Source organism: Stenotrophomonas sp. YJH_SMC_119 (assembly GCF_059368315.1).
Window position 1 is genome coordinate 209460 of sequence record NZ_JCAFRP010000001.1, and the last position, 25241, is coordinate 234700.

Annotated in this window: 24 protein-coding genes; 8 read left to right on the top strand and 16 right to left on the bottom strand. The window is 67.7% G+C overall.

All coding sequences use genetic code 11. The features are described from left to right. Nucleotides 1–11 precede the first annotated feature (11 nt). On the bottom strand, nucleotides 12–2858 hold the full coding sequence (locus tag AC5P6S_RS01015; protein ID WP_012480961.1) for an autotransporter serine protease: 2847 nt from the start codon (nucleotides 2856–2858) through the stop codon (nucleotides 12–14). Nucleotides 2859–3041: 183 nt separating this feature from the next. Between AC5P6S_RS01015 and AC5P6S_RS01020 the strand changes: the two genes are divergently transcribed. The 3 genes from AC5P6S_RS01020 (at nucleotide 3042) to AC5P6S_RS01030 (ending at nucleotide 5251) form a co-directional block, all read left to right on the top strand. Beyond that, the gene (locus AC5P6S_RS01020; RefSeq protein ID WP_005410580.1) at nucleotides 3042–4217 is read left to right on the top strand and encodes a thiolase family protein; all 1176 of its coding nucleotides are present in this window, start codon (nucleotides 3042–3044) and stop codon (nucleotides 4215–4217) included. Nucleotides 4218–4341: 124 nt separating this feature from the next. Next, nucleotides 4342–4683, top strand: a complete 342-nt coding sequence (locus AC5P6S_RS01025; protein ID WP_005410581.1) for a hypothetical protein — start codon at nucleotides 4342–4344, stop codon at nucleotides 4681–4683. A gap of 157 nt (nucleotides 4684–4840) precedes the next feature. Then, nucleotides 4841–5251 (top strand): hypothetical protein, encoded by a 411-nt coding sequence (locus AC5P6S_RS01030; protein WP_005410582.1) that lies wholly within the window; start codon nucleotides 4841–4843, stop codon nucleotides 5249–5251. Nucleotides 5252–5487: 236 nt separating this feature from the next. Here the strand turns inward: AC5P6S_RS01030 and AC5P6S_RS01035 are convergent, their stop codons facing one another. Then, nucleotides 5488–7125 (bottom strand): acyl-CoA dehydrogenase family protein, encoded by a 1638-nt coding sequence (locus AC5P6S_RS01035; RefSeq protein ID WP_012480962.1) that lies wholly within the window; start codon nucleotides 7123–7125, stop codon nucleotides 5488–5490. Between the two features lie 113 nt (nucleotides 7126–7238). Here AC5P6S_RS01035 and AC5P6S_RS01040 point away from each other — a divergent pair, with 113 nt between their 5' ends. The 4 genes from AC5P6S_RS01040 to pdeM are packed head-to-tail and all read left to right on the top strand — an operon-like array spanning nucleotide 7239 to nucleotide 12928. Then, nucleotides 7239–8237 carry a ligase-associated DNA damage response exonuclease gene (locus AC5P6S_RS01040; RefSeq protein ID WP_005414211.1) on the top strand — a complete coding sequence of 333 codons (999 nt, stop codon included), beginning with the start codon at nucleotides 7239–7241 and terminating at the stop codon, nucleotides 8235–8237. Beyond that, entirely contained in the window at nucleotides 8234–9841 is a 1608-nt protein-coding gene (locus tag AC5P6S_RS01045) for an ATP-dependent DNA ligase (RefSeq protein ID WP_495204429.1), read from the top strand. Before AC5P6S_RS01040 ends, AC5P6S_RS01045 begins: the two co-directional genes overlap by 4 nt. Beyond that, nucleotides 9838–12297 carry a ligase-associated DNA damage response DEXH box helicase gene (locus AC5P6S_RS01050; RefSeq protein WP_043035437.1) on the top strand — a complete coding sequence of 820 codons (2460 nt, stop codon included), beginning with the start codon at nucleotides 9838–9840 and terminating at the stop codon, nucleotides 12295–12297. Before AC5P6S_RS01045 ends, AC5P6S_RS01050 begins: the two co-directional genes overlap by 4 nt. Then, nucleotides 12287–12928, top strand: a complete 642-nt coding sequence (gene pdeM, locus AC5P6S_RS01055) for a ligase-associated DNA damage response endonuclease PdeM (RefSeq protein ID WP_043035436.1) — start codon at nucleotides 12287–12289, stop codon at nucleotides 12926–12928. Before AC5P6S_RS01050 ends, pdeM begins: the two co-directional genes overlap by 11 nt. Before the next feature lies 1 nt (nucleotide 12929). Here pdeM and AC5P6S_RS01060 read toward each other — a convergent pair whose 3' ends face one another. The 9 genes from AC5P6S_RS01060 to rlmD all read right to left on the bottom strand — a co-directional run bounded on the left by AC5P6S_RS01060 (nucleotide 12930) and on the right by rlmD (nucleotide 20258). Then, entirely contained in the window at nucleotides 12930–13199 is a 270-nt protein-coding gene (locus AC5P6S_RS01060; protein ID WP_024958257.1) for a hypothetical protein, read from the bottom strand. Nucleotides 13200–13376: 177 nt separating this feature from the next. Further along, on the bottom strand, nucleotides 13377–14645 hold the full coding sequence (locus tag AC5P6S_RS01065) for an FAD-dependent oxidoreductase (RefSeq protein WP_012480967.1): 1269 nt from the start codon (nucleotides 14643–14645) through the stop codon (nucleotides 13377–13379). A 103-nt stretch (nucleotides 14646–14748) separates the two neighbouring features. Next, entirely contained in the window at nucleotides 14749–14955 is a 207-nt protein-coding gene (locus AC5P6S_RS01070) for a cold-shock protein (RefSeq protein WP_005410590.1), read from the bottom strand. A gap of 88 nt (nucleotides 14956–15043) precedes the next feature. Next, nucleotides 15044–15790: an S-methyl-5'-thioinosine phosphorylase gene (locus tag AC5P6S_RS01075; protein WP_006461208.1), complete on the bottom strand. Its 747-nt coding sequence runs from the start codon at nucleotides 15788–15790 to the stop codon at nucleotides 15044–15046. Between the two features lie 82 nt (nucleotides 15791–15872). Then, the gene (locus AC5P6S_RS01080) at nucleotides 15873–16427 is read right to left on the bottom strand and encodes a hypoxanthine-guanine phosphoribosyltransferase (RefSeq protein ID WP_005410592.1); all 555 of its coding nucleotides are present in this window, start codon (nucleotides 16425–16427) and stop codon (nucleotides 15873–15875) included. Then, nucleotides 16427–17434: a beta-N-acetylhexosaminidase gene (nagZ, locus tag AC5P6S_RS01085; RefSeq protein ID WP_005414204.1), complete on the bottom strand. Its 1008-nt coding sequence runs from the start codon at nucleotides 17432–17434 to the stop codon at nucleotides 16427–16429. The genes AC5P6S_RS01080 and nagZ overlap by 1 nt, the downstream gene beginning before the upstream one ends. Nucleotides 17435–17594: 160 nt before the next feature. Next, nucleotides 17595–18290 carry a DsbA family oxidoreductase gene (locus AC5P6S_RS01090; RefSeq protein WP_005414203.1) on the bottom strand — a complete coding sequence of 232 codons (696 nt, stop codon included), beginning with the start codon at nucleotides 18288–18290 and terminating at the stop codon, nucleotides 17595–17597. Between the two features lie 113 nt (nucleotides 18291–18403). After that, the gene (locus tag AC5P6S_RS01095) at nucleotides 18404–18889 is read right to left on the bottom strand and encodes a CYTH domain-containing protein (protein WP_012480971.1); all 486 of its coding nucleotides are present in this window, start codon (nucleotides 18887–18889) and stop codon (nucleotides 18404–18406) included. Between the two features lie 34 nt (nucleotides 18890–18923). Further along, nucleotides 18924–20258, bottom strand: a complete 1335-nt coding sequence (gene rlmD / locus AC5P6S_RS01100) for a 23S rRNA (uracil(1939)-C(5))-methyltransferase RlmD (RefSeq protein WP_005414201.1) — start codon at nucleotides 20256–20258, stop codon at nucleotides 18924–18926. Between the two features lie 127 nt (nucleotides 20259–20385). On the opposite strand from rlmD, the gene AC5P6S_RS01105 reads away from it, so the two are divergent. Next, nucleotides 20386–21114, top strand: coding sequence for a response regulator (locus tag AC5P6S_RS01105; protein ID WP_005410597.1), 729 nt, complete (start codon nucleotides 20386–20388; stop codon nucleotides 21112–21114). A gap of 568 nt (nucleotides 21115–21682) precedes the next feature. Here AC5P6S_RS01105 and recO read toward each other — a convergent pair. Genes recO through lepB form a run of 5 tightly spaced genes read right to left on the bottom strand, consistent with a single transcriptional unit; the run spans nucleotide 21683 to nucleotide 25214 of the window. Beyond that, entirely contained in the window at nucleotides 21683–22402 is a 720-nt protein-coding gene (recO, locus tag AC5P6S_RS01110) for a DNA repair protein RecO (protein WP_005410598.1), read from the bottom strand. 18 nt (nucleotides 22403–22420) lie between these two features. Then, nucleotides 22421–23317: a GTPase Era gene (era, locus tag AC5P6S_RS01115; protein WP_005410599.1), complete on the bottom strand. Its 897-nt coding sequence runs from the start codon at nucleotides 23315–23317 to the stop codon at nucleotides 22421–22423. Beyond that, nucleotides 23314–23994: a ribonuclease III gene (gene rnc, locus AC5P6S_RS01120; protein WP_005410600.1), complete on the bottom strand. Its 681-nt coding sequence runs from the start codon at nucleotides 23992–23994 to the stop codon at nucleotides 23314–23316. Before rnc ends, era begins: the two co-directional genes overlap by 4 nt. Continuing rightward, on the bottom strand, nucleotides 23984–24367 hold the full coding sequence (locus AC5P6S_RS01125) for a DUF4845 domain-containing protein (protein WP_005410601.1): 384 nt from the start codon (nucleotides 24365–24367) through the stop codon (nucleotides 23984–23986). The genes rnc and AC5P6S_RS01125 overlap by 11 nt, the downstream gene beginning before the upstream one ends. 52 nt (nucleotides 24368–24419) lie before the next feature. Further along, nucleotides 24420–25214, bottom strand: coding sequence for a signal peptidase I (gene lepB / locus AC5P6S_RS01130; protein ID WP_005410602.1), 795 nt, complete (start codon nucleotides 25212–25214; stop codon nucleotides 24420–24422). Nucleotides 25215–25241: the final 27 nt, after the last annotated feature.

Consider the following 25241-nt stretch of genomic DNA (forward strand, 5'->3'; position numbering starts at 1 on the left):
CGACCGATTGCTCAGAACCCGGTGCTGTAGCGCAACGCAGCCTGCCGCGCGCCCTCGCCACCGATACGCTGGTCGAAGCCCAGGCTCAAGCGGCCATTGCGGCCCCACCACGATTCCAGCGCGACGCCGATCAGCGCGCTGCCGCGCGGCGCATTCCAGCCTGCCAGCGGCGCCCAGGCATCCACGCCGACAAAACTGGCCTGCCAATCGGCGTCACCGCCGTCCAGCCGCTGCTGCCACTCGGCGTGTCCGCGCAGGTTCCAACGCCCCCAGCCCCGCTCGCCGCGGACGCCGGCCAGCATCTGGCTGCGCTGCGCGCGGGTGGCATCACCCCGCAGGCCGAAGCCGAAACCGCCCAGCTCATTGAACGCATCGGTATCGACACGCGTGGTGCTGGCACCGAGGTAGGGCGTCAACGAAGCGCCTGCGCGGCCCAGGCGATATCCGCCTTCCACGCTGGCGCTGCTGAAACGCCCGCCGTAACGCGCCGAGACACCGTAGGCGCCCGCACCCAGCAGCAGCTGGCGATCCAGCGCGCGGGTGAACTGGCCACTGCCGAACTGGGCCAGCGCATAGCCACGCCCCAGGCTCCAGCCAGCGTACAACTGCGCCTGCGCCTGGCGGTCACGGCCGCGATCACCGCCGAAACTGCTGCCACCATTGCTGCGGGTCTCGCCGAAGGCGACGCCCATCAGGCCGTTGCCGCCCAGCGGCAGATCCTGGCCGGCCATCCAGCCCCGGCTGTCGGCGGCGTTGCCGGCGAAGCTGCCCTGCCCCGCCTCACCCAGCGCGCTCTGCCAGCTCCCGCGCAGGCGCGGGGTGGCCTGTACACGATCGAAGCGCTCGGCAATCGCACGCCGCGACATGTCGATGCTGTCGAAGGTGGCAGCCTCGGCGCGGGCATGCGCCTGGCCGGACAGGCTCTGCAGGCTGTCGGCCAGGCCCTGCTGGCCGCCTCCGGCCCACTGCAGCGCACCGGCTGCCGTACCGAAGGGCGATCCCTGCAGGCCGGTGTTGCCGTCGAGCACTGCGAATGCGCCTTCCAGGCGCTGCGCTGCGGCCTGTGCGGAGGCGCTCAGGCCACTGGCTGCGGCGGTGACGCTGACCTGGTTCACGTTCAACCAGGCGTTGTTGCTGTCGTAGCCATACGTGGGTGCCACCAGGGTCAGCCCCTGCAGGCCGGTGGAAGTGGCTTGGGTACTGAAGGTACCGTTCAGGCCACCCGCGGCGTGGATGAGGTCCTGGCGCGTTCCGTTCTGCGGCACATAGCCGGAGACAAAGCCGTGCACACGCACACCGCCATTGATCGTTGCGTTGCCGGTGACCTGAAGTGCGTTGGCACCGAGCGCGATCATCAGCTGCGCGCCGGGCTGCTGGGTGTAGTTGCCCTCGATGGTGCCGGTGGTGTTGCCGGTGGTGAGGAACACGCTGCCGCCGTTGACCACATTGCCGATCACCCGCGGCGTGCCACCGTTGAACTGCAGACCGGTGGAGTCCGGGTCGGGCTGGGCGAGGATCGTCACATTTGAACGGATCACGCCACCGTTCTGCAGCGTCAGGATGCCGCGCTCGATGCGGGTGGCGCCGGAATAGCTGTTGTTGCCGGCCAGTACCAGCTTGCCTCCGCCCTGCTTGACCAGGCCACCGCTGCCGGTGATGTCGTTGCTCCACATCGAGTTGGTCGAGCCGGCATCAACGTTGGCAACCACATCGCCCCAGTCGAAGCGGCCGGGACCGTTGATCGCGCGACCGATGTCGAGCAGGCCATAGCCGAACACCGGATCCACGCCAGGCGCACCGATGTCCTTGGCAGTGCCCAGCAGGGTCTGCCTCACCAGATCGTTGTTGAAGTAGGGGAAGCGCTGCCAGACCAGCGCCGCCGCACCGGAGACCAGCGGCGCGGCGAACGAGGTGCCGTAGTTCCAGTAGTAGCTGCCACCGTTGGCATCCGGGTAGACCGCGCTGCCCGGCGCTGCCAGGCAGTAGCGGGCCGCCTGGCCGCAGGCATTCGAATAGCTGGCCAGCGCGCCCGGCGTAAACGGGTCCACCGCCGTGGCCACCAGCCAGCCGCGCTCCAGATCGGCCGCCGGAAGCGTGCCTGCCACGCCCTTCTGGCTGGGCAGCGCGGCCAGGCTGCTCGGCTCGCTGCGGCCGTCATTGCCGGCGGCGAACACCACCAGGCCACCGTGGTTGATCACGAACGGCCGGTATTCGGCGGCTACCTGCGCGGTGGTCGGCAGGTCGGTCCAGTACAGGCCGCCCCACGAGTTGTTCATCACCTTCACGTTGTAGCTGATCAGGTCCTGGTGGACCTGGGCCACGCCCAGCGGCCCACTGAAGGCATTGCCCTGGCCACTGCCGTCATCGGTCGGCGGCTTGTCGGAAATGATTCTTGCCGAGACGATCTGGGCGCCTGGCGCGATACCGCCCGGCCAGGTCCCCACTGCTGCGCCGGCGGCGAGGCTGGCCACGGCGGTGCCATGCCCGACCACGTCATCAACCGCCAGGTTGTTCCTGGCGGGATCGATGTAATTGAAGTTGGCCAGCACGCGACCATTTAAGGCCACCGCGTTGCGCTGCACGCCCGAATCGACGATGCCGATGCGCACGCCCTGCCCGGTCAGGCCGGCGGCCTGTGCGGCACGCGCGTTGGTGACTGAAAGATGCGCGTCAAAGGCCGGCTCCTGCGGCTTGGCCGGCGGTGGTGTCGTCGGCGGAGGCGTGGTTGGAGGTGTCGGCGTGGTCGGGGGCGGGTCGACGCGCACGTTGCTGCCGCCTCCGCCGCCTCCACCACAGGCCGTCAGCGCCATCGCCAGCGCGGTTGCCAGCACAGACCTCACCATCATCGTTCGCTCCATCGATTCCTTCCCGTGAACGTTGGCCTGCCTTCATCCCGGCAGGCGTTCGGCGCCGCACAGCGGCAGCCCTCCCCGACCCTCTATACTTGGGCCGACCCCCACGCAGTCTGCCGGGAAACCGGGGCGCATCCAACGGCCTCCGGTCTCCTTTCCGAACATTGCTTACGCATCAACGAGATTGCCATGTCCAACATCGTCATCGCCGCCGCCAAGCGCACCGCCATCGGCTCCTTCCTCGGCCAGTTCAACGGCGTGCCGACCCCGACCCTCGGCGCCGCAGCCATCGCCGCCGCGCTGGAACAATCGGGTGTCCCGGCCAGCGACGTTTCCGAAGTCCTGATGGGCTGCGTGCTGCCGGCCAACCTCGGCCAGGCGCCCGCCCGCCAGGCGGCGATCGCCGCCGGCATCCCGCTGTCGGCCGGTGCCACCACGCTGAACAAGGTGTGCGGCTCGGGCATGAAGACCATCATGCTCGGCCATGACCTGATCAAGGCCGGCTCGGCCAGCATCGTGGTCGCCGGCGGCATGGAATCGATGTCCAACGCCCCGCACATGCTGCCGAACTCCCGTACCGGCAACCGTTTCGGCAACTTCCAGGCGGTCGACCACATGGCCCACGATGGCCTGGTCAACGCCTATGACGGCAAGGCCATGGGCGAATTCGCCGAGTGCGCGGTGGACAAGTACCAGTTCAGCCGCGAAGAGCAGGACGCCTATGCGATCGAGTCGGTCAAGCGCGCGCAGGCTGCCCAGGCCAATGGTGCGTTCGCCGACGAGATCGTCGCGGTGAAGGTAGCCACCCGCAAGGGTGAGGTCGAGGTCGCCATCGACGAGCAGCCGGGGCGCTCGGACATCGCCAAGATCCCGACCCTGCGCCCGGCCTTCAAGAAGGACGGCAGCGTCACCGCCGCCAGTTCCTCCAGCATCTCCGACGGCGCCGCCGCGGTGGTGCTGCTGACCGAAGAGGACGCCGCCGCGCGAGGCATCACGCCGCTGGCCCGTATCGTCGGCCACGCCACCCACTCGCAGGAGCCGGAGTGGTTCACCACCGCGCCGATCGGTGCGCTGCACAAGCTGCTGGGCAAGACCGGCTGGTCGCTGGACCAGGTCGATCTGTTCGAAATCAACGAAGCCTTTGCCGTGGTGGCGATGGCCCCGATGCGCGAACTGGGCATCCCTCACGACAAGCTCAACGTGAATGGCGGCGCCTGCGCACTGGGTCACCCCATCGGTGCTTCCGGCGCACGTCTTGTGGTGACCCTGGTCAACGCTCTGCGCACGCGTGGTGGCAAGCGCGGCATTGCCACCCTCTGCATCGGCGGCGGCGAAGCAACGGCAATCGCCATCGAATTGATTTAAAAAGATTTAACGATGATTTCGCAAAAATGAATGCGGGATCGCTTGACACCCAATCTTGGCTTGTCATCATGTTGTCGGCGCGCAGCATGCGCGTTGCCTAATTCTAACGACGAGGATTTACACAATGAGCATCAACAAGCTGCTGGTCGCGATGTCCCTGGCTCTGGCCCTGGCCGCCTGCTCGAAGCAGGAAGCTGCCCAGGACGCCGCTGCTTCGGCCAACGAAGCCGCCACCGAAGCCCAGGCTGCTGCCGACCAGGCCGCCGCTGCTGGCGCCCAGACCGCCGACGCTGCCCAGCAGGCCGCTGACACCGCCGCCACCGCTGCTGACGCCGCCACCGACGCCGCTGCCCAGACCGCCGGTGCTGCCACCGACGCTGCTGCCGGCGCTGCTGCTGACGCTGCCAAGGCTGCTGAAGGCACCGCTGAGAAGGCCAAGGACGCTGCTGAAGAAGCCAAGAAGTAATAACTTCTTTCTTCACGCTGTTCTGGAAAAGCCGCTGGTTCGCCAGCGGCTTTTTCTTTGCGTGGATGCCGGCGATCAAGCCCCTGCATCGCGACCCGGTCTTCACAACGGCATGAATAGGCTGGCGTCCCCATCCATTGCAGTGCCGGAGACCGCCATGAAGATTCGTCCGATCACCACCACCCTGCTGGCCGCCTCCCTGCTGCTGGCCCTGGCCGCCTGCAAGGGCCCGGAAGCCGAACAGGCCAAGCAGGACGCGCAGCAGGCGGCCGACAGCGCCGGCGCTGCCGCCCGCGACGCCGTCGACAAGGCTGCTGCCGCCACCCGCGAAGCCGCCGACAAGACCGCCGCCGCTTCCGAGCAGGCCGCCGCCGATACCCAGCAGGCGCTGGACAAGGCCGCAGACGCCACTGCCAACGCCGCCGACAAGGCCAAGGACGCCGCAACCGACGCCGCCGCGCACGCCAGCGACGCCACCGCCGACGCCGCGCAGAAGGTCGCCGACAAGGCCCGCGATGTCGCCAATGACGCCAAGGCCAACGCCGCCAAGGAAGAAGCCAAGCACTAAGCCTTACCGGCAGCCGAGCACCGGCTCGGCTCCACAGGAAAAGCCGCGGCACTGCCGCGGCTTTTCTGCTTTTCGCTCCCTGCTTCTTCTGTTGATTCCGTGGTGTGCGCCCACGGAAAGTGTCCAAGGACGCGCGGGCAGGTTGCGCAGGGGCGTAAGCGCCATGGATGGCGCGCCCGAGCCTTATCTGATGAAAATCTGTCAGCGTAGGTGTCGAGAGCCGGCGTGGGCCGCCGCTACGGCAGCGCGCGCGCCAGCATCGCCGTCAGCTCCAGCCCCGCCGGCAGCGTCCCGAACGCCAGCCCATGCTCCCCTTCCAGCCGGCTACGCACGAACGCCTCCGCCATCGGACTGCGCGCACGCAGCAGCAGCGCCGCCTGCAGCAGCAGCGCAGTGCGCTCGCAGAACAGCCGCGCCTGCGCTTCCTCCGGTGGCGGCGCCGCTGCCCAACGCTGCAATGCTGCTGCATAGCGCGCATCACGGTCAGCCACCGACGCCAGCTCACCGCGCAACGCCGCCATCGCCTCCGGTTCACGCGCCAGCGCACGCAGCACATCCAGGCACTGGATGTTGCCGCTGCCCTCCCAGATCGAATTCAACGGTGCCTGCCGGTACAGGCGGGGCAGCATCGACTCCTCCACGTAGCCGGCACCGCCCAGGCATTCCTGCGCTTCATTGACGAAGGCCGGCGCACGCTTGCACAGCCAGTACTTGCCCAGCGCCGTCCCCAACCGCGCCATCGCCGCTTCATTGGCATCCACACCGGCACGATCCACCGCGCGTGCGATGCGCATCGCCAACACCGTGGCCGCTTCCGACTCCAGCGCCAGATCAGCCAGCACGTTGGTCATCAGCGAGTGCTCCACCAGCAGCTTGCCGAAGGTGCGCCGATGGCGTGCATGATGCAGCGCCTGCGCCAGCGCCATGCGCATCTCCGCGGCCGCACCCAGCATGCAGTCCAGGCGGGTCATCATCACCATGCCGATGATGGTCGCCACGCCACGCCCTTCTTCGCCCACGCGCCATGCCTGCGCGCCACAGAACTCGACCTCGCTGGACGCATTGGACCAGTCACCCAGCTTGTCCTTCAGCCGCATCAGCCTGAATGCATTGCGGTCGCCATCGGCCAGCCGGCGCGGCATCAGCAGGCAGGTCAGCCCGCCCGGCGCCTGCGCCAGCACCAGGAAGCCATCGCACATCGGCGCGGAAAAGAACCACTTGTGGCCGACCAGGCGGTAACGTTCGCCATCGATCGGCTCGGCGCGCGTGCTGTTCGCACGTACATCCGAGCCGCCCTGCTTCTCGGTCATGCCCATGCCCAGCGTGATGCCGTTTTTGTCCGCCACCGGCACGTCGCGCGGGTCATAGACCGGCGCGGCGGCCTTGCGCGCCCATTCGGCCAGGTGCGGCTGCGACTGCAACACTGCCACCGCCGCATGGGTCATGGTCAAGGGGCAACTGGTGCCGGCTTCGGCCTGGTGGTGCAGGTAGCTCAGCGCCGCACGCGCGACGTGTGCGCCGGGCTGCGGCTCGTGCCAGGACAAACCCGCCACGCCATGCTGCTTCGCTGCGGACATCAGCTGGTGGTACGCAGGGTGGAACTCGACCGTATCAATGCGGTGGCCCTGCGCATCGTGCGTACGCAGCCGCGGGCGATCACGGTTGGCATCGAAGCCAAGCCGGTACAACTCGTCGCCGGCCAGGGCCCCGTACACGGCCAGGCGTGGCGCTAAGGCACCGGCACCCTCGCGATGCACCGCCTCCGCCAACGCCACATCGTCGGTCCACAGCTGGCGGCCCGCGAACGGTGGCGGCTGGTTCAGCACCACATGGGTTTCAAACGGCGCGTTGCTGCTGAAGCTGGGTCCACTCATCCGGTCCATCCTGGCGGCAAGAGGTATGCGGTCCGATTGTGCCGCATGCCCCGCCAAGCCCGTGTTCAGGCCGGTTCTCACCGCCTGCACGAAGCGCAGGCCACAGTGGCCGCATGGAAGGCAATGACGATCTGGTGGTGCTGCGTCCGGAGGGGCTGTACTGCGCCGCGGGAGATTTCCACATCGATCCCTGGCGCCCGGTGCCGCGCGCGGTCATCACCCATGGCCACGGCGACCACGCGCGCCCGGGCATGGGCGAATACCACTGCAGCGAAGGAAGCCTGCCGATCCTGCGCTGGCGGCTGGGCGATGTTGGCGTGCAGGCGCACGCCGAGGGGGTGCCGTTCCGCTTGGGCCGGGTGCAGGTATCGCTGCATCCGGCCGGTCATGTGCTCGGTTCGTCGCAGGTGCGCATCGACGATGGTGAACGGGTGTGGGTGGCGTCCGGCGACTACAAGCGCCAACCCGACCCGACCTGCACGCCCTTCGAAGTGGTGCCCTGCGATACGTTCATCACCGAAGCGACGTTCGCGCTGCCGATCTATCGCTGGCCGGACACCCCGGCGGTCGCCGCAGAGATCGTGGCGTGGCGCCGCGAATGCGAACAACGTGGCGAAGCGGCGATCCTGCTGTGCTATGCACTCGGCAAGGCGCAGCGGGTGCTGGCCGAGTTGTTGCCACTGGACGACCGCCCCGCGTGGCTGCACGGCGCCATCGCCAATGGCGTGTCGGTCTACCGGCAGGCCAACATCCCGATGCTGGAGACGCTCACCGTCGCCGAACAGGGGCGTCAACCCGATGCCGCCGGCCAGTTGATCCTGGCCCCACCCTCGGCCGCAGGCACGCCGTGGATGCGCCGCTTCGGGCCGCATCAACTGGGGTTCGCCTCGGGGTGGATGCAGCTGCGCGGCAACCGGCGACGCCGCAACGTCGACCGGGGCTTCGTCATTTCCGATCACGCTGATTGGCCCGCGCTGCTGCAGACCATCGAACAGACCGGCGCGCAGCGGGTCATCGCCACCCATGGCAATACCGATGCATTGATTCCGTTCCTGCGCGAGCGCGGCGTGGCGGCTGAAGCCTTTCGCACCGACTTCGGGAGCGAGGAATGAAGGCCTTCGCCGCGCTCTACCAGCGCCTGGACCGCAGTACTGCGACGCTGGACAAGCGCGCCGCACTGGTCGACTACTTCCGCCACGCAGCGGCGCACGATGCGGCGTGGGCGCTGTATCTGCTCAGCGGCGGCAAGGTCGGCGGCGCACGCCGCAGGATCGCCGCCAGTGGTGAGCTGCGCATCTGGATTGCCGAGGAATCCGGACTGCCCGCCTGGCTGGTGGAAGACAGCTACGCTCAGGTCGGCGATCTGGCCGAAACACTGACACTGCTGCTGGATGACCCCTTGCATCCCGCCGCCGACCGGCCGTTGTCGGACTGGATCGAACAGCATCTGCTGGCGGTGGCCAACCAGCCCGAAGTGGTGCGCCGTGCGGCGGTCGTCGCCGGCTGGCGGCAGCTGTGCAGCGGCGAGCGCCTGGTGTTCAACAAGCTGCTCACCGGCGCGCTGCGCGTGGGTGTCTCGCAACGGCTGGTGCAGCAGGCGCTGGCAGAATGGTCCGGCCTGGACATCGCGCGCATCGCCCAGCGCATGCTCGGCGAGTGGGTGCCCTCTCCCGCGTTGCTGGGGCAGCTGCTGTCGCCGGATGAACTGCCACTGGACCGGCAGCAGCCGTACCCGTTCTTCCTGGCCTCACCGTTGGAGGGCGAACCGGGCGAACGGCTGGGTCCGGTCGAAGACTGGCTGCTGGAGTGGAAGTGGGATGGAATCCGTCTGCAGCTGCTGCGCCGACGCGGTGAAGTGGCGCTGTGGTCACGTGGCGAGGAACGGCTGGATGGCCGCTTCCCGGAAATTGAACAGGCCGCGATGGCGCTGCCCGACGGCTGCGTGCTGGACGGAGAACTGCTGGCCTGGGACGAGAGCGACGACCTGCCGCGCGCCTTCACCGCGCTGCAGACCCGCATCCAGCGTCGCAAGCCCGGTGCAGCGACCTTGCGCAACACCCCGGTACGCGTGCTTGCCTACGACCTGCTTGAACGCGATGGCGAGGATCTGCGCGGGCTGCCACTGCAGCAACGGCGTGCACAGTTGGCCGAGGTCATCGGTGCCCTCGGCGACACACGCATCCAGCTGTCGCCCGACGTACCCGCTGGAGACTGGCTGCAGGCGGCCACGTTGCGGGAGGCCGCCCGTGAGCGGGGCGTCGAAGGGTTGATGCTGAAACGCCGGACGTCCGCCTACCAGTCAGGGCGACGGCGCGGCGACTGGTGGAAATGGAAGGTCGACCCCCTGACCATCGATGCCGTGCTGCTGTACGCGCAGGCCGGCCATGGACGGCGCAGCACGCTGTACACCGATTACACCTTCGGCGTCTGGGACGGCGATACGCTGGTGCCGGTGGCCAAGGCCTATTCGGGCCTGGATGACAAGGAAATCCTGGCCCTCGATCGCTGGATCCGCGCCAACACCCGTGAACGGTTTGGCCCGGTGCGCAGCGTGCGTGCCGAACAGGTGTTTGAACTGGGCTTCGAGGCAGTCAACCGCAGCAGCCGGCACAAATCCGGCATCGCCGTGCGCTTTCCCCGCATCCTGCGCTGGCGCCACGACAAGCCCGCCACGGAAGCCGACCAGCTGGCCACGCTGCAGGCGCTGGCGCGATGAACCGCCGCCAGGCGTTGCGCCGGCTGGAAGACTGGTTCGCTGCGCGCGGCTGGCGCTCACTGCCGTTCCAGCGCGCGATGTGGCGGCACTATCTGGCGGGCGACTCCGGGCTGCTGCACACCCCCACCGGCAGCGGCAAGACGCTGGCCATGTTCGGCGGCCCGCTGCTGCAGGCGATGCTCGATCCACCGTCGGCACCGCGCCGGGCCAGCGCGGTGCGGCCGCTGCAGGTGCTGTGGGTGACGCCGCTACGGGCATTGGCCAGTGATACCGCACGTGCGCTGCAGGCAGTGGTCGACGGGCTGGGCTTGGGCTGGCGGGTCGGCCTGCGCAGCGGCGATGCCAGCAACCGCGAGCGCCGGCAGGCCCGCGAAGGCCGCGTCGACGTACTGGTGACCACGCCGGAATCGCTGGCACTGCTGCTGAGCTATCCCGACACACTGCCACGCATGCGCCAGCTGCGCTGCGTGGTGGTGGACGAATGGCATGAACTGCTGGGCAACAAGCGCGGCGTCCTGCTGCAGCTGAACCTGGCGGTGCTGCGCGACGCCGCTCCTTCCCTGCAGCTTTGGGGACTGTCGGCCACGCTGGGCAACCTGCCGCAGGCCCGCGACGTGCTGCTGCCTGGCCAACAGGATGCACCGATCGTACAGGGCGTTCGCCCGCGCGCGATCAGCGTGCGCAGCCTGCTGCCGGAACCCGGTGAACGTTTCCCTTGGGCGGGGCATCTCGGCCTGGCGCAGCTGCCGCGCGTGCTGGACGCGCTGATGGCCGTACGCAGCAGCCTGCTGTTCACCAACACCCGCGCGCAGGCCGAGCTGTGGCACCAGGCGCTGGCGGCGGTATGGCCGGAAGACGCGGACACGCTGGCACTACATCATGGCTCGCTGGATCCAGCACTGCGCCAGCAGGTGGAAGACGGCCTGCGCGCAGGCGCGTTGCGCTGCGTGGTGGCGACCTCCAGCCTCGACCTCGGCGTGGATTTCCCGGAGGTTGAACAGGTACTGCAGCTGGGCAGCCCCAAGGGCGTGGCGCGGCTGCGCCAGCGCGCAGGGCGCGCACGCCATCGTCCCGGCGTCGCGGGGGCCATCGTCTGCATACCCAGCCACGCACTGGAACTGGCCGAATATGCAGCGGTGCGCCGCGCACTGCACGAAGGCGTGGTCGAAGCGCGTCGACCGCCGACGTTGTCACTGGACGTGCTGGCACAGCATGCGGTCAGCCGCGCCCTCGCAGGCGGCTTTGACAGTGATGCGCTGCTGGCGCAGGTGCGTCGCACCCATGCCTTCGCCACGCTGGGCGATGAACAATGGCGGGCCGTGCTGGACTTCATCGTGCAGGGTGGGCAGGCGCTGGCGCAGTACCCCGATTTCCACAAGGTCGTGCGCGATGCCGATGGCAGCTACCGCATGCACGATCGCCGCCAGGCGCTGCGGCACCGCCTGTCGATCGGCACCATCAGCAGCGATGGCAGCGTGCGCGTGCAGTTCCTGCGCGGTGGCGGGCTTGGTGCAGTGGAGGAGCAGTTCGCCAGCCGCCTGCGTCGCGGCGACCGTTTCCAGTTCGCCGGGCGCCTGCTGGAACTGGTGCAGCTGCGCGACATGACCGCTTTCGTGCGGCTGGCACGAGGGCGCGGTGATGGTGTGGTGCCGCGCTGGCAGGGAGGCCAGTTGCCGCTGTCGATGCCACTCGGCCGTGAGCTGGAGTGGGTGCTGTCCGGCGCCGACGACAGTGCCGAATCCCGCTGGTTGTCACCGTTGCTGGCACTGCAGCAACAGCTGTCGGCGCTTCCCGGCCCAGAGCACCTGCTGGTGGAAGAGGTGCGGCGCCGCGAAGGCCAGTTCATGTTCGTCTACCCCTTTGCCGGCCGCCACGTACACGAGGCACTGGCCGCGCTGTTGGCGCTGCGCTGCACCCGCCAGCAACGCAACAGCATTGGCTATGCGGTGAACGATCATGGCCTGGTGCTGGCGCCGGCGCGGCCGATCGATCTGGATGAGGCGCAATGGCGTGCGTTGTTCGGCAATGACCGGTTGCTGGACGATCTGCGCGCCGCAGTGAACCTGGGCGAGCTGGCGCGACGTCAGTTCCGGGGCATCGCACGCGTAGCAGGCCTGCTGGTGCCCAGCCTGCCCGGTGGCATGCCACGGTCGCTGCGCCAGCTGCAGGCGTCCGCGGGCCTGCTGTACGACGTGCTGCGCGAGCACGATCCGGAACACCTGCTGCTGGCGCTGGCGGAACATGAAGTGCTGTACGACAGCCTCGACCTGCCGGGGGTGCAACAGGTACTGGAGCGGATCGGCACGCAGCAGCTGTCGCTGCAGCGACCATCATCACTCACGCCGCTGGGCTTTCCATTGTGGGCCGAACGCCTGCGCGGTCAGTTCAGCAATGAAGACTGGCGTATGCGCGTGCAGCGCGCGGCCCAGCAACTGGAGCGCCGCCATGACCGATGAATTACCGCTGCTGCTTGCTGGTGAGTCCGTGGTCCTGGTGGGCGCGCGTGCGCTGTACTGGCCCGCGCGGCAGGCACTGCTGATCGCAGACCTCCACCTGGGCAAGGCCGATGTGTTCCGTCGCGCCGGCATCGCGTTGCCCAGCGGCGGCACCGGCGAAGACCTGCAACGCTTGCAGCGGCTTCTGGACCTGCATGCCTGCCGCGAGCTGTGGATCCTGGGCGACATCCTGCATGGGCCGGCGCATCGCGCTGGGTGGTACCAGCAATGGCTGGGATGGCGTGAACGCAATGCTTCGCTGGACGTGCATGTCCTGCGCGGTAATCACGACCGCCAGCTGCCGCATGCGCAGTTGCAGGTCCAGATCCACGATGAAGTACGACTGCGGCCGTTCCTGCTTCGGCATGAGCCGATGCCCGATGCGGCGCTGCATGTGATCGCCGGGCATCTGCACCCGCAGGTTGCCTTGAGGCCACTGCGACGGCGCTTCCCCGCGTTCTGGCTGCGTGACCGGATGACGGTCCTGCCGGCCTTCTCCGCATTCACTGCAGGCATCGTGCCTGCCCCCGCCCGCGGCGAACAGATGATCGCCTGCGTGGAAAGCGGCCTGGTGGAACTGCCCGTCGCCTGACTCAGGCCGGGCCAATGCCCAGCTGCGGCATCAACTGGAAATCAGGGGTGTCATTCTCACGCCGCCGCGGCAAGGCCTGGATTGCCGCCAGCATCTCCTGCGCGCAGGTCCGGATGCGTGCGTGGTGTTCCGGCGACGCATGGCTGACCAGGCTGCCGACATGGAACTCGAATACATCCTCCAGTACGTCGGGCTGGTCCTCGTGCAGCATCTGCAGCAGTCCACGCAGCTTGCAGATTTCCGATTCCAGCTCTTCGACCGCGAACAACATGGCGTCCTCCTCTTCATCAAGCGGCACGTCTGGGCCGCAACAGGCCGCAACAGCAGCGCTGCCCGGGCCACGCGCGATGTTGATCACGGAAAGGAAAACGGGCGACGCGCAGTCGCGTGCAAGCTACTTCTCGCACATCCGCGGTGAGGCAACCGTTAATTCACGTGACGGCACGCTTCACGCGGTGGCCGTGATCGCGTTGCTGCGAGGTATTTCCATCGTCGTCGCCAATGCGTCGATGAAGGCCGGATCCAGCGTAAGCGAACCGAACCACCCCTGCTGCGTGCCGCTGAGCACGCGCAGCATGTGGCCACGGCCTCCGGGCAGGCGCCCCATCGGGCCCAGCAGCACGTCGCGCGTCTTCGCCCAGGCATCGCGATCGGACTGGAACAGCGGCGTCAGCCAGCGACTCCAGCGCTGGTAGACCGCCACGTGCGCCCTGCGTTGCGCCTGGTAGGCCTGCAATGCAGCGGCACCACCGCCATGCGTGCGCACCGCATCGCGCAGCGCCAGCGCATCGAGCAGCGCCATGTTCACCCCCTGCCCCAGCTGCGGGCTCATCGCGTGCGCCGCATCACCTGCCAGCACCATGCGGCCCTGGTGCCAGCGCGTCATCACTGCATCGCGATAGACCGCGCGCGCCAGCTGGCCGGCATCGCGCAGGTGGGCGAAGCGCGCACTGGCCTGCGGCCACAGCGCATGCAGCTCGTCCAGCCAGGGCGTCATGCCATCGGCCTGCCAGCGCTCGAAGTCGGTGCGTGGCAGGCTCCAGAAGAAACTCAGGCGCGGCGTGTCATCGCCGGGGCGCGTGCCGACCGGCAACAGGCCGATCATCTTGCGCGCGGCCACGTAGCGCTGCCGCAGCTCCTGCACATGCGGCCAGTCTTCAGCCGGCAACAGGCACCACAGCGCTCCCCACGGATACACGCGGTCCAGCCCGGCACCGCCGGCAATGGTGCTGCGCAGCGTAGAGGCCGCGCCATCGGCGGCCACCACCAGGTCGAACGGGCCATGCAGGCGCCCTTCGCTGTCGCGCAGGCGGCCCTGCTCGGCATCCACGGCAGCGATGGTGACGCCCGCATGCAGATTGCCTGCCCCTGCGCGCGCCTGGTCCAACAGCGAGAACAACGCCCCACGCTGCATGCCCAGGCCATGCAGGCGCGCATCCAGACCGTCGTAGCGCATGTCCATCACCGCGCGCTCGCATGGCGTGTCGCCATACAGGCGGTGCACCGGCGCGGCATGCGCGCGCACCGCATCCAGCAGGCCCATCTGCCACAGCACCTGCAGGCCGCTGGGCTGCAGCAGGAAACCGGCACCCACCGGTCCCGGCGTCGGCACGCGTTCGAATATCTCCACTTCGTGGCCGTCACGGGTGAGGAGGATGGACACCGCCTGTCCAGCGGTGCCGTAGCCGATCACGGCGATACGCAGTCGTTCCGTCATGGCCACATTGTGCCCGAGGCGGGTGGATCGCGAACCGGCCGCGGGCACGCCGCGCAAAAAAAAACCCCGCCGAAGCGGGGTTTTCAACGCACTGTCGAGTGGATCACTCGGCCGGCGTGATGTTCGAAGCCTGGGCACCCTTCGGGCCCTGGGTCACGTCATAGGTGACACGCTGGCCTTCCTGCAGGCTGCGGAAGCCCTTGGAGTTGATGGCGGAGAAGTGCGCGAACACGTCGGCGCTGCCATCCTCCGGCGAGATGAAGCCAAATCCCTTGGCGTCGTTGAACCACTTGACGGTACCGTTCGGCATGGTGATGCGAGACCTTATGCAATGAATGGGTGGTGTACGCTGAACCCGCGCACAAGCTGAGTATGCAAAGCTTGCTCGGGGAAGACAATCACCCCCGCGCCAATTCGCCCACCAGTTCCGGAAGTCCGTTGCTGGCCGCCTGTACGTTGGCCAGCACTTCGGCCATCGTAATCTCCTCGCCATCACCACAGCCGGCAGCCCAGTTGGCGATGATCGCCAGGCAGGCGTAATCCAGCCCCAGTTCGCGTGCCAGCGCGGCTTCCGGCATGCCGGTCATGCCCACCAGGTCGCAGCCGTCGCGGCGCATGCGGGCGATTTCAGCGATGGTTTCCAGGCGCGGGCCCTGCGTTGCGCCGTAGCAGCCACCGTCATGGACCGTGACGCCGGTCACTTTGGCCGCCGCCAGGATCTTGCTGCGCAGCATCGGCGTGTACGGGTGGCCGAAATCGACGTGGACCACATCGGTGCCCTCTTCTTCACAGATGGTGCTGATGCGGCCCCAGGTGTAGTCGATGATCTGGTCCGGGCAGGCCAGCACGCGCGGGCCGAAATCCTCGGTGATGCCACCGACCGTGTTCAACGCCAACACGCGCTGCGCGCCCAGCTGCTGCAGCGCGGCCAGGTTGGCGCGGTAGTTGATCTTGTGCGGCGGCAGCGAGTGGCCTTCACCATGGCGCGCCAGGAACGCCACGCGATGGCCGAGCAGCGTGCCCACGCGCACCGGACCGGACGGGCGGCCGAAGCGGGTGTCGACCTCGTGGGTCTGCACGTCGTCAAGCTTGGCCAGGTTGTAGACACCGGTACCGCCGATCACGGCCAGGGCGATCTGTTGCATTCGAAGCACTCCATGAAAAGACGAACGCCGGCACCCGAGGATGCCGGCGGCAGAAGAAGACGCGCCGCGGGCGGCTGCGCCGTTATTCCTTCATCGCGTAGATGGCCGGCACGCAGCGCAGGGTTTCGTTGACGTCCATGCCGAAGCCGAACACGTAGCGGTCCGGCAGTTCGATGCCGGCGTAGTCGGCGGTCACGTCCGGCAGCGCGCGGTCGTGCTTCTTCACCGTCATCGCGGCGATGCGCACGTCGGTTGCGCCCTGTTCCAGGCACCAGGTGCGAACGCCCTGCAGGGTGTAGCCCTCGTCAAGGATGTCGTCGACCAGCAGCACGCGGCGGCCGAACAGCGAGGTGGCCGGCTTGTGCTTCCAGACCAGGTCGCCGCCGGTGGTTTCACCGCGGTAGCGGGTGGCGTGCAGGTAATCAAACTGCACGTCCTGGCCGCGCGCGCCCAGTTCCAGCGCCAGCTGGCCGGCGAACGGCAGCGCACCGTGCATGATGGACAGGAACAGCGGCACCTCGCCCTTGTAGTCGCGCGCGATGGCGTCGGCGATACCAGCGATGGCCTTGTCGATGGTGGGGCGGTCGACCAGCAGGTCAGCCTGGGCCAGGGCCTGGGAAATGGTGAGGTTGGGCATCAGACGGTTCTTCCAAGGGTTTCAAGCAGACGGGTTTGGGTGTCGCCATGGCGGGCATCGGCCAGCAGGCCATCCCAGCCAAGCGCGCCGCGGCCGATCAGGCCCAGCAGCGCAGCGGTATTGAGGGAGCGCCCCTGCACCGCGTGCAGGGCTTCATCGACCAGCTCCGGGTGGCAGACGAGCACCACGTCGCAGCCGGCGTCCAGATGGGCGTGCACGCGCGCCGGCACGCCGCCGGCGCTGTGCGAGGCGGCCATGCCGATGTCGTCGGAGAACACCACGCCACGGAAGCCGAGCTCGCCGCGCAGGATGTCCTGGATCCAGCGCGGCGAGTAACCTGCCGGTTCAGGCGCAATCTGCGGGTAGATCACGTGCGCCATCATCACCGCATCGGCACCGGCGGCGATGCCGGCCTGGAACGGCACCAGGTCCTGCGCACGCAGCTCGTCCAGCGCGCGCGGATCGATCGCAGTATCGACGTGGGTGTCTTCCAGCACGGTGCCGTGGCCGGGGAAATGCTTGAGCGTGGCGGCCATGCCGACCGAGTGCATGCCACGCACGTAGGCGGCGGTGAACGCGGCCACCACCTGCGGGTCTTCACTGAAGGCGCGGTTGCCGATGGCACGGTTGCCACGGCCAAGGTCGACCACCGGCGCGAAGCTCAGGTCCAGGCCGCTGGCGCGTACTTCGCTGGCCATCAGCCAGGCGTGCCGTTCGGCCAATGCCAAGGCCTGCTGCGGGTCGGTGGCATACAGGGCACCAATGTCCTGCAGTGGCGGCAGATCGCTGTAACCCTCGCGGAAACGCTGTACACGACCGCCTTCCTGGTCCACGCAGATCAGCTGCGGGCGCGGCGCGGCGGCGCGGATCGCCGCGCTAAGATCGGTCACCTGCTGGCGGGAGGCGAAGTTGCGCTTGAACAGCACCACCCCGGCCACGGCATCGTGCTGCAGCCAGTCACGTTCCTGGGCGGTCAGTTCGGTGCCGGCAACGCCGATCAGCAGCATGGTCGATCTCCACAACGCGCGCCCGCATGGCGCAGTGCCGCATTGTCGCAGAACCGGCCGACAGGCGCAGTGGTCAGAAAAAGGGGAGTGTGCGGTCAGAGCCCCTGCGGGGATCTGTCCCCGGGGCCGGATCCCCGCAGGGGCTCTGACCCCGATCTGCTCAGACCTTGCAGCCGTCCGGGCCGCAGGCCTCGTCGTCGCCAGCCGGGGTGGCCGGGGCGCCCTGTTCGGCGGCAATCTGGCGCAGGGCGTTGGCGAAGGCCTCGGGGGGCTGCGCCCCGGAAATGGCCCACTTTCCATCGATGACGAAGGTCGGCACCGAGGAGATGCCCAGCGCATGCGCCTCCGCCAGCTTGGCTTCGACCTCGGCCAGGCCGCGGTCGGAGGCCAGCATCTGCGCGATTTCGCCGCCGTCCAGGCCGCCCGCCACACCGGCCTTGATCAGCACCGCGCTGTCCGCCAGGTTCTGGCCAAGCTCGAAGTGGGCGCGGAACAGCGCCTCCCCGACCGCGTCCTGCACGCCGTGCTGGCCGGCCAGCCACAGCACCCGATGTGCCGGCAGCGTGGTCACCCGCACCTGGCCCCGGCTGAAGTCCATCGGCAGGCCTTCCGCACGCGCCGTGGTCTGGGTCTGGCCGAGGATCTGCTCGGTGCGCTCGACGCCACCGAACTTGCGCACATAGGCCTCGCGCAGCGGCACCGGGGTGTCGTCCGCGTCCGGGTCCAGCTGGAACGGCTGCCAGTGGATATCGAGTTCAGGCGCATCGGCGCCCAGCAACTGCACGCCCTGCTGGAAACGATGCTTGCCGATCCAGCACCAGGGACAGACCACGTCGGAGTAGATGTCGATTCTCATCCCCCCGACATGGGGCCCGCCCCCGCCGAAAAAAGGGGACGGAGGGGATTAAGTCGCTTTCCGCACAGGCGGGGTAAGGACGACTTAATCCCCTCCGTCCCCTTTTCAGGGTTTCACCACTGTGAATAGGGATGACTGGCGAGCGCGACGTTGTAGTAGCGGGCGTCGTCGGTGACTTCCGCGCCGGCCCAGTCCGGCAGCTCGATGGCCTGGTCGGCGCTGTCCAGTTCCACCTCGGCCACCACCAGGCCGGCGTTGTCGCCGAGGAACTCGTCCACTTCCCAGGTCAGGCCGGCGTGCTCGACCAGATGGCGGCGCTTGTCGATCAGGCCACCCACGCACAGCGCCAGCAGCGCGCGCGCGTCCTCCACCGGAATCGGGTAATCGAATTCCTGCCGGGTGTGGCCGATGGTGCGCGACTTCAGGTTCAGCGCAGCATGGTCGCCCTCGATACGCACGCGCACCGAGGCGTTCTGGGTACCGCGATCCAGCGCGCCCATGTCGTTGATGTAGCCCTGCGCCATCGGGATCACCCGGTGCGCAGCGGATCGCCAGCCATCGTTGATGACCAGGAATTTGCGTTCGATTTCAATGCCCATGGCGCGATTATGCGCCATGGGTGATGACAGCCGCTCAGCGCTTCTCGAACACCGCGATGCTTTCCACGTGCGCGGTGTGCGGGAACATGTCCATGGCACCGGCACTGACCAGGGTGAAGCCCTGTTCGTTGACCAGATAGCCGGCATCGCGCGCCAGCGAACCCGGGTGGCAGCTGACGTAGACGATGCGCTTGAACTGCTTCAGCGGCAGCTGCTGCAGCACTTCGATGGCGCCCGAGCGCGGCGGGTCCAGCAGCAGCTTGTCGAAGCCCTGGCGCATCCACGGCGTGCTGCGCTGGTCCTGGGTCAGGTCGGCGCTGAAGAACTGGGCGTTGGCCAGGCCGTTGCGCACGGCATTCTCACGGGCACGCGCGACCAGGCCGGCATCGCCCTCCACACCCACCACTTCGCGCACGCGGCGGGCCAGCGGCAGGGTGAAGTTGCCCAGGCCGCAGAACAGGTCAAGCACGCGTTCGTCCTCGCCCGGCTCAAGCAGGTCCAGAGCGTGGGCGATCATCTTTTCGTTGAGCTTGGCGTTGACCTGGATGAAGTCCAGCGGGCGGAACGCCAGTTCCACGTCCCAAGGCGCCAACCGGAACGACAGCGGTACCCCCTGCCCGTCCAGCGGCTGCACGGTGTCCACGCCGCCGGATTGCAGGTAGATCACGAAACCATGCTGCTGGCCAAAGGCGGCCCAGGCGGCGCGGTCGGCATCGCTGAGCGGCTGCAGGTGACGTACGGTCAGCACCACCGCCTGATCGCCGGCGATGAACTCGATCTGCGGGATGTCGCGCTTGCCATCGAGCGATTCGATGAAGGTCGACAAGGCCTCGACCTTGGTACCGATCTCCGGGATCACGGTCAGGCACTGGCTGAGATCGGCGACGAAACGCGGGTCCTGTTCACGGAAACCGACCAGGGTCTTGTCCTTCTTCTCGACCCGGCGAACCGAGAAGCGGCCCTTGCGGCGATAACCCCAGCTCTCGCCGACCAGCGGCGCCAGCACCTTGCCCGGCTTCACATGGCCGATCCGCTCCAGGTTGTCCATCAGCACGCGCTGCTTGGCGACGATCTGCTGGTCTTCGTCCAAGTGCTGCAGCACGCAGCCGGCGCAGGTACCGAAATGCGGGCACTTCGGGGTCACGCGCTGGGGCGAGGCCTGCAGCACTTCCACCGTGCGTGCCTCGTCGAAATGGCGGCTGCGGGCGGTCTGTTCGGCCATGACCACCTCGCCCGGCAGGGCGCCGCTGACGAAGGTGACCTTGCCGCCCTCGCCTTCACGGCGGGCGACACCGCGACCATCATGGCTGAGGTCGAGGATCTCGGTCTGGAACGGGGTACGGTCGATGCGGGAGCGGGATCGGGCCACGTGGCAACAGGCTGCGGGCAAAAATGGGGGCACATTGTCGCAGATCCTGACTGGCAGGGTCCGGACCCGCTTGCGCCCGCCGCCGCCGTGCTTGATGATTGCAGCAGCTGACATGGAGGCAGCCCTGATGCAGATGACCCCGCGGGCCAGCCGGCCCCGCTTCCTGCTTGTCGAGGACGACATCATCAGCCGCGGTTTTTTCAAAGCGGCGTTGGAAACGTTACCGGCGGACGTGGACACCGCAGATTCATTGGCCAGCGCGCTGGCCAGCGCCGAGCCCGGCGCGCATGACCTGTGGCTGATCGACGTCAACCTGCCGGACGGCAATGGCGCGCAGCTGCTGCGTGAACTGCGCCGTTCACACCCCGATACCCCGGCATTGGCGCATACCGCCGATGGCGACACCTCCATCCATGCCCGCCTGCGCGAAGCTGGCTTCAGCGACACGCTGGTCAAGCCGCTGGGCCGCGACCAGTTGCTGAAGGCCGTGCGCCGGGCACTGGTGAACAGCCCGGCGGGGATCTCCGTTGCCCCGGCTCCGGCAGCGGTCGAGCTGCAGGTACAGGACTGGGACGAGACCGCGGCACTGGCCGCGCTCAATGGCCAGCGCAACCACTTGATCGCGCTGCGCGAGCTGTTCCTGGCCGAGTTGCCGGGCGTACGCGACGCGGTCGAGCAGGCCGTGGACCAGCACGACGAGCGCCAGCTGCGCAGCCAGCTGCACCGGTTGCAGGCGAGCTGTGGGTTTGTCGGCGCGGCACGGCTGGGACGGGCGGTGCGGCAGCTGCATCATGCGCCCGAGTCCGGGCAGGCCCAGGCGGGGTTCCGCGACGCGGTGGCGGCCCTGCTGCATTGAGGGTTTTTCGGCAGGGCTGCGCCCTGCACCTGCCGAAGCTTCAAGCCAGGGCAACACCAAAGGCCAGAGCCAGAGCGGCTCTGGCTTTCTGCTTGTTGGGCGGGGCGGTGTGGGTTGGCAGGACACGCCGTAAACCCATCCCTGGGGGCTCGATGGCGCCATCCATGGCGCCAACGGTCCTGCCAACCCACACCGCCCCACCCCCGACAGATTCCCGGTGACGGCGGGTAGATCCACGCCATGCGTGGATGAATCTCAATCAGAATCAAATATTTCGAATTGAAATCGAAACGCATCCACGCATGGCGTGGCTCTACTGTGTCGACCAAGGTCGACACCCACCAGAGCAGAGTGCCGTTCCGACAGCTCGCAGGAATCTGTCGAAGGCGGGGTGGGTCCGGTTGCGGGAGTGTCCGCGGCATGGATGCCGCGGCCAAGCCCCCAGGGACGGGTTTACGGCGTCTCCCGCAACCGGACCCACCCCGCCATCCCACGGAATGCATGCTGTTGTTGTTGCTGTTGCTTTGGCCTCGGCAGGTGCAGGGCTGCAAGCCCTGCCGAACACCCCCTACCTGCGGGGCGCGAGCTGCTCGAGCATTTCCCAGGACTTCAGGCCGCGTGGCCCGAGGTGATGGGCCAGCACCCGCCGCATCGGCAGGCGCAGGCTGGCCAGGTCGGCGGCAGCGGGCTCTTCGTCGGCCGCCAACGCCAGCAGCGCCGAGCCAGTGGCCGCTGCCCGGCGTTCCCCACCGCGCTCACTGAGCAGGCGCTGCGCGCCTTCCTGTGGGTCCAGCTCGTAGCGCGCGGCCGGGTCGATCGGCTGGCCGTCGCTGGCACTGTCCAGTTCGAAACCCAGGCCCAGCGCGGTCAGCAGCTCGCGCTCGAAACGACGCAGCGTCCAGGCCAGGCCGGCACCGACCGCCAGCCGCGCGCGCGCTTCGCCATAGGCCAGATACAACTCAGGCAACGGATCCTGGCGAGGTGCCAGGCGCAGGGTCAGTTCACTCAGATAGAAGCCGGCCAGCATCGCCTGGCCGACCAGGCGCGGGGCCGCATCCAGCGCTTCAGCGCCGCGCAACTGGGCCAGTTCACCGCGCTGCTGGGCGCTGAAGCGGATCCACTGCAATGGCTGCAGGGCAGCGCGCAGCACCTGGCCCTTCGCGGTTGACACACCACGCGCGAGCAGGCCGACGCGGCCATGCTGCGCGCTCAACACCTCGACCAGCAGGCTGGTCTCGCGGTAGGCCCGCGCATGCAGCACGAAGCCGGTGTCGTCCTCGATCATCATCGAAGCGACCGCAACGGCTTACTCGTAACCGAAGGCCTTCAGCGCGGCCTCGTCATCGGACCAGCCTTCACGCACGCGCACCCAGGTCTCAAGGAACACCTTGGCCCCGAACAGACGCTCCATCTGCAGGCGGGACTTGGCGCCGATCTCCTTGAGGCGGGCGCCGCCCTTGCCGATCACGATGGCCTTCTGGCCTTCGCGCTCGACCCAGATCACCGCGCCGATGCGCAGCAGGTTGCCGTCCTCGGTGAAGCGCTCGATCTCAACGGTGGTGGCGTACGGCAGCTCCTCGCCGAGCTGGCGCATCAGCTGCTCGCGTACCAGCTCGCCGGCCAGGAAACGCTGGCTGCGGTCGGTGATCTCGTCCTCGCCGAACATCGGCGGCGCTTCCGGAAGCAGCTTCAGCACGTCGCGCACCAACGCTTCCAGGCCATTGCGCTTCTGCGCCGAGATCGGATGCACGGCAGCGAAATCACGGCCTTCGGTAACCTGCTGCAGGAACGGCAGCAGCGCGCCCTTTTCCTTCAGGCGATCGATCTTGTTGACCACCAGCACCACCGGAATGCCGGCATCGCGCAGCACATTGAAGGCCAGGCTGTCTTCTTCATCCCAGCGACCGGCCTCGATCACCAGCAGGCCGGCATCGACGCCCTCCAGCGAGCCGCGCGCGGCACGGTTCATCACCCGGTTCATCGCCCGCTTCTGCACCTTGTGCAGGCCGGGGGTATCAACCAGCACCAGCTGGCCTTCCGGGTAGGTGGCGATGCCCAGCAGGCGATGGCGCGTGGTCTGCGGACGGTTGGAAACGATGCTGACCTTCGCACCGACCAGGGCATTGGTCAGGGTCGACTTGCCCACGTTCGGGCGGCCGATGACGGCCACGCTGCCGCAATGATGAGGAGTTTGTTCGCTCACTTGGAATCCAGTTGTTCTAGGACGGCCGCAGCCGCCTGTTGTTCGGCAAGCCGCCGCGAGGCGCCTTCGCCCTCGGTGCTGGCGGCCGGGTCGGCTACGTTGCAGCGTACCCGGAAGTGCTTGGCATGGTCGTCACCGGATTCTGACACCAGTTCATACTGCGGCAACGCCTTCTGTCGGGCCTGCAGCCATTCCTGCAGGCGGGTCTTGGGGTCCTTCTCGGGACGGCCGGAGGCCGGCAGCGCCTCGATCGAAGCGCTGAACCAGGGCAGTACCACCGCCCGGCAGGCCTCGAAGCCGGCATCCAGGTAGATCGCCGCCACCACGGCTTCCACTGCGTCGGCCAGGATCGAGTCGCGGCGATGACCGCCGGACTTCATTTCGCCCGGACCCAGGGTCAGCCGCTCGCCCAACTGCAGGGTGCGCGCGATCACCGCCAACGCGCCTTCGCGCACCAGCTCGGCACGGGCACGGGTCATCGCCCCTTCGTCAGCCTTGGGCCAGCGTCGGTACAACGCCTCGGCCGCCATCATGTTGACGATGCTGTCGCCGAGGAACTCCAGGCGCTCGTTGTGCGGCGCACCGGCACTGCGATGCGTCAGCGCCTGCTTGAGCAGGGCCGGGTCGCTGAAGGCATGACCGATCAGGTCGCCACGTTGGATGAATTTACTGGGCACCGCTTCGTGTCAGGTCCTGGGAAGAATCGAATTTGCCAACCACATCGAGGTTGCCGATCAGCTGGCGACGCACTTCGTAGTTGACCTTGAGGGTCCAGCCATTGTCGCGACGGTCGAACTTCACGTTGGCCGGCTTCACATTGTCCGAGTAGTTGATGTACAGGCGCTTGAAGAACAGGTCCTGGATCCGCGACGGCTCCATGCTGCCCACGCCCGGCTCGTTGGCCAGGCTCTTCATCGCCGAGCGCACGGCGTAGTACTCCTGGTACATCGGGAACAGCTTCATGCCGATGTAGAGGAAGAAACCGACCACGATCAGGACCGTCAGGAACGAGGTCAGGGTCATGCCGCGCTGCGTGTTCATCGTCTTCATTGCGTTCTCCCCAGATACGCGTTGGATGTGAAGGTACTCAGTTGATGCCCGATCAGTTGATGCTCGAGCCGATCCGCGACGGCTCGAAGCCATCCTTGCAGAACCAGCCCTGGCAGTTCAGCCAGATCAGGAAGGCCTTGCCGCGCAGGTTCTCTTCCGGCAGCAGGCCCCAGAAACGGCCATCGTCGCTGTTGTCGCGGTTGTCGCCCATCACCAGGTACTTGCCGGCCGGCACCGTCCACTGGCCCTGGCCGCGCGGGTAGTCGGTCTCCAGCACGGTGTGGGTGCGGCCCGGCAGGTGCTCGACCAGCAGGTTGGCGCCTTCGCCCTGACCCTTGTGGCCGGCGTAGATGCCCTTGTTGTCGTACTTCAGCGGCTCGCCATTGAGGATCACGCCGTCGCCTTCGAAGACCACGGTGTCACCCGGCACGCCGATCACGCGCTTGATGAAGTTCTCGCCCTTGGCCGGGTCGTTGTCGCTGTGGCCGGGGAAGTGGAATACCACCACGTCGCCACGCGAGGGCTCGCCGAACGGCACGATCCTGGTGTTGCTGATCGGCAGGCGCAGGCCGTAGGAGAACTTGTTGACCAGGATGAAATCGCCGATCAGCAGGTTCGGCATCATCGAGCTGGACGGGATCTTGTACGGTTCGGCAATGAAGCTGCGCACGATCAGCACGATCGCCAGCACCGGGAAGAACGCACGCGAGTAATCCACCAGCACCGGCTCGGAATCGAGCAGGCCGGCGCGCTGGGCGCGACGCTTGGCGAGGTACAGCTTGTCCGCAAGCAGGATCAGGCCCGAGGCTAGGGTCAGCACGACCAGGAGGATCTCAAACAGTTTCATTCAGGGTCCTTTGCAACGTCACCGGAC

What these genes read in the sequence shown, in the direction of transcription:
- AC5P6S_RS01105 (WP_005410597.1), top strand. Translation starts at nt 20,386, where the DNA reads ATGCAGATGACCCCGCGGGCCAGCCGGCCCCGCTTCCTGCTTGTCGAG.
- AC5P6S_RS01025 (WP_005410581.1), top strand. Translation starts at nt 4,342, where the DNA reads ATGAGCATCAACAAGCTGCTGGTCGCGATGTCCCTGGCTCTGGCCCTG.
- pdeM (WP_043035436.1), top strand. Translation starts at nt 12,287, where the DNA reads ATGACCGATGAATTACCGCTGCTGCTTGCTGGTGAGTCCGTGGTCCTG.
- AC5P6S_RS01040 (WP_005414211.1), top strand. Translation starts at nt 7,239, where the DNA reads ATGGAAGGCAATGACGATCTGGTGGTGCTGCGTCCGGAGGGGCTGTAC.
- AC5P6S_RS01090 (WP_005414203.1), bottom strand. Translation starts at nt 18,290, where the DNA reads ATGAGAATCGACATCTACTCCGACGTGGTCTGTCCCTGGTGCTGGATC.
- AC5P6S_RS01020 (WP_005410580.1), top strand. Translation starts at nt 3,042, where the DNA reads ATGTCCAACATCGTCATCGCCGCCGCCAAGCGCACCGCCATCGGCTCC.
- AC5P6S_RS01095 (WP_012480971.1), bottom strand. Translation starts at nt 18,889, where the DNA reads ATGGGCATTGAAATCGAACGCAAATTCCTGGTCATCAACGATGGCTGG.
- AC5P6S_RS01060 (WP_024958257.1), bottom strand. Translation starts at nt 13,199, where the DNA reads ATGTTGTTCGCGGTCGAAGAGCTGGAATCGGAAATCTGCAAGCTGCGT.
- lepB (WP_005410602.1), bottom strand. Translation starts at nt 25,214, where the DNA reads ATGAAACTGTTTGAGATCCTCCTGGTCGTGCTGACCCTAGCCTCGGGC.
- AC5P6S_RS01080 (WP_005410592.1), bottom strand. Translation starts at nt 16,427, where the DNA reads ATGCCCAACCTCACCATTTCCCAGGCCCTGGCCCAGGCTGACCTGCTG.
- AC5P6S_RS01075 (WP_006461208.1), bottom strand. Translation starts at nt 15,790, where the DNA reads ATGCAACAGATCGCCCTGGCCGTGATCGGCGGTACCGGTGTCTACAAC.
- AC5P6S_RS01125 (WP_005410601.1), bottom strand. Translation starts at nt 24,367, where the DNA reads ATGAAGACGATGAACACGCAGCGCGGCATGACCCTGACCTCGTTCCTG.
- AC5P6S_RS01035 (WP_012480962.1), bottom strand. Translation starts at nt 7,125, where the DNA reads ATGAGTGGACCCAGCTTCAGCAGCAACGCGCCGTTTGAAACCCATGTG.
- AC5P6S_RS01015 (WP_012480961.1), bottom strand. Translation starts at nt 2,858, where the DNA reads ATGGAGCGAACGATGATGGTGAGGTCTGTGCTGGCAACCGCGCTGGCG.
- AC5P6S_RS01045 (WP_495204429.1), top strand. Translation starts at nt 8,234, where the DNA reads ATGAAGGCCTTCGCCGCGCTCTACCAGCGCCTGGACCGCAGTACTGCG.
- AC5P6S_RS01070 (WP_005410590.1), bottom strand. Translation starts at nt 14,955, where the DNA reads ATGCCGAACGGTACCGTCAAGTGGTTCAACGACGCCAAGGGATTTGGC.
- AC5P6S_RS01050 (WP_043035437.1), top strand. Translation starts at nt 9,838, where the DNA reads ATGAACCGCCGCCAGGCGTTGCGCCGGCTGGAAGACTGGTTCGCTGCG.
- recO (WP_005410598.1), bottom strand. Translation starts at nt 22,402, where the DNA reads ATGATGATCGAGGACGACACCGGCTTCGTGCTGCATGCGCGGGCCTAC.
- nagZ (WP_005414204.1), bottom strand. Translation starts at nt 17,434, where the DNA reads ATGCTGCTGATCGGCGTTGCCGGCACCGAACTGACCGCCCAGGAACGT.
- AC5P6S_RS01030 (WP_005410582.1), top strand. Translation starts at nt 4,841, where the DNA reads ATGAAGATTCGTCCGATCACCACCACCCTGCTGGCCGCCTCCCTGCTG.
- AC5P6S_RS01065 (WP_012480967.1), bottom strand. Translation starts at nt 14,645, where the DNA reads ATGACGGAACGACTGCGTATCGCCGTGATCGGCTACGGCACCGCTGGA.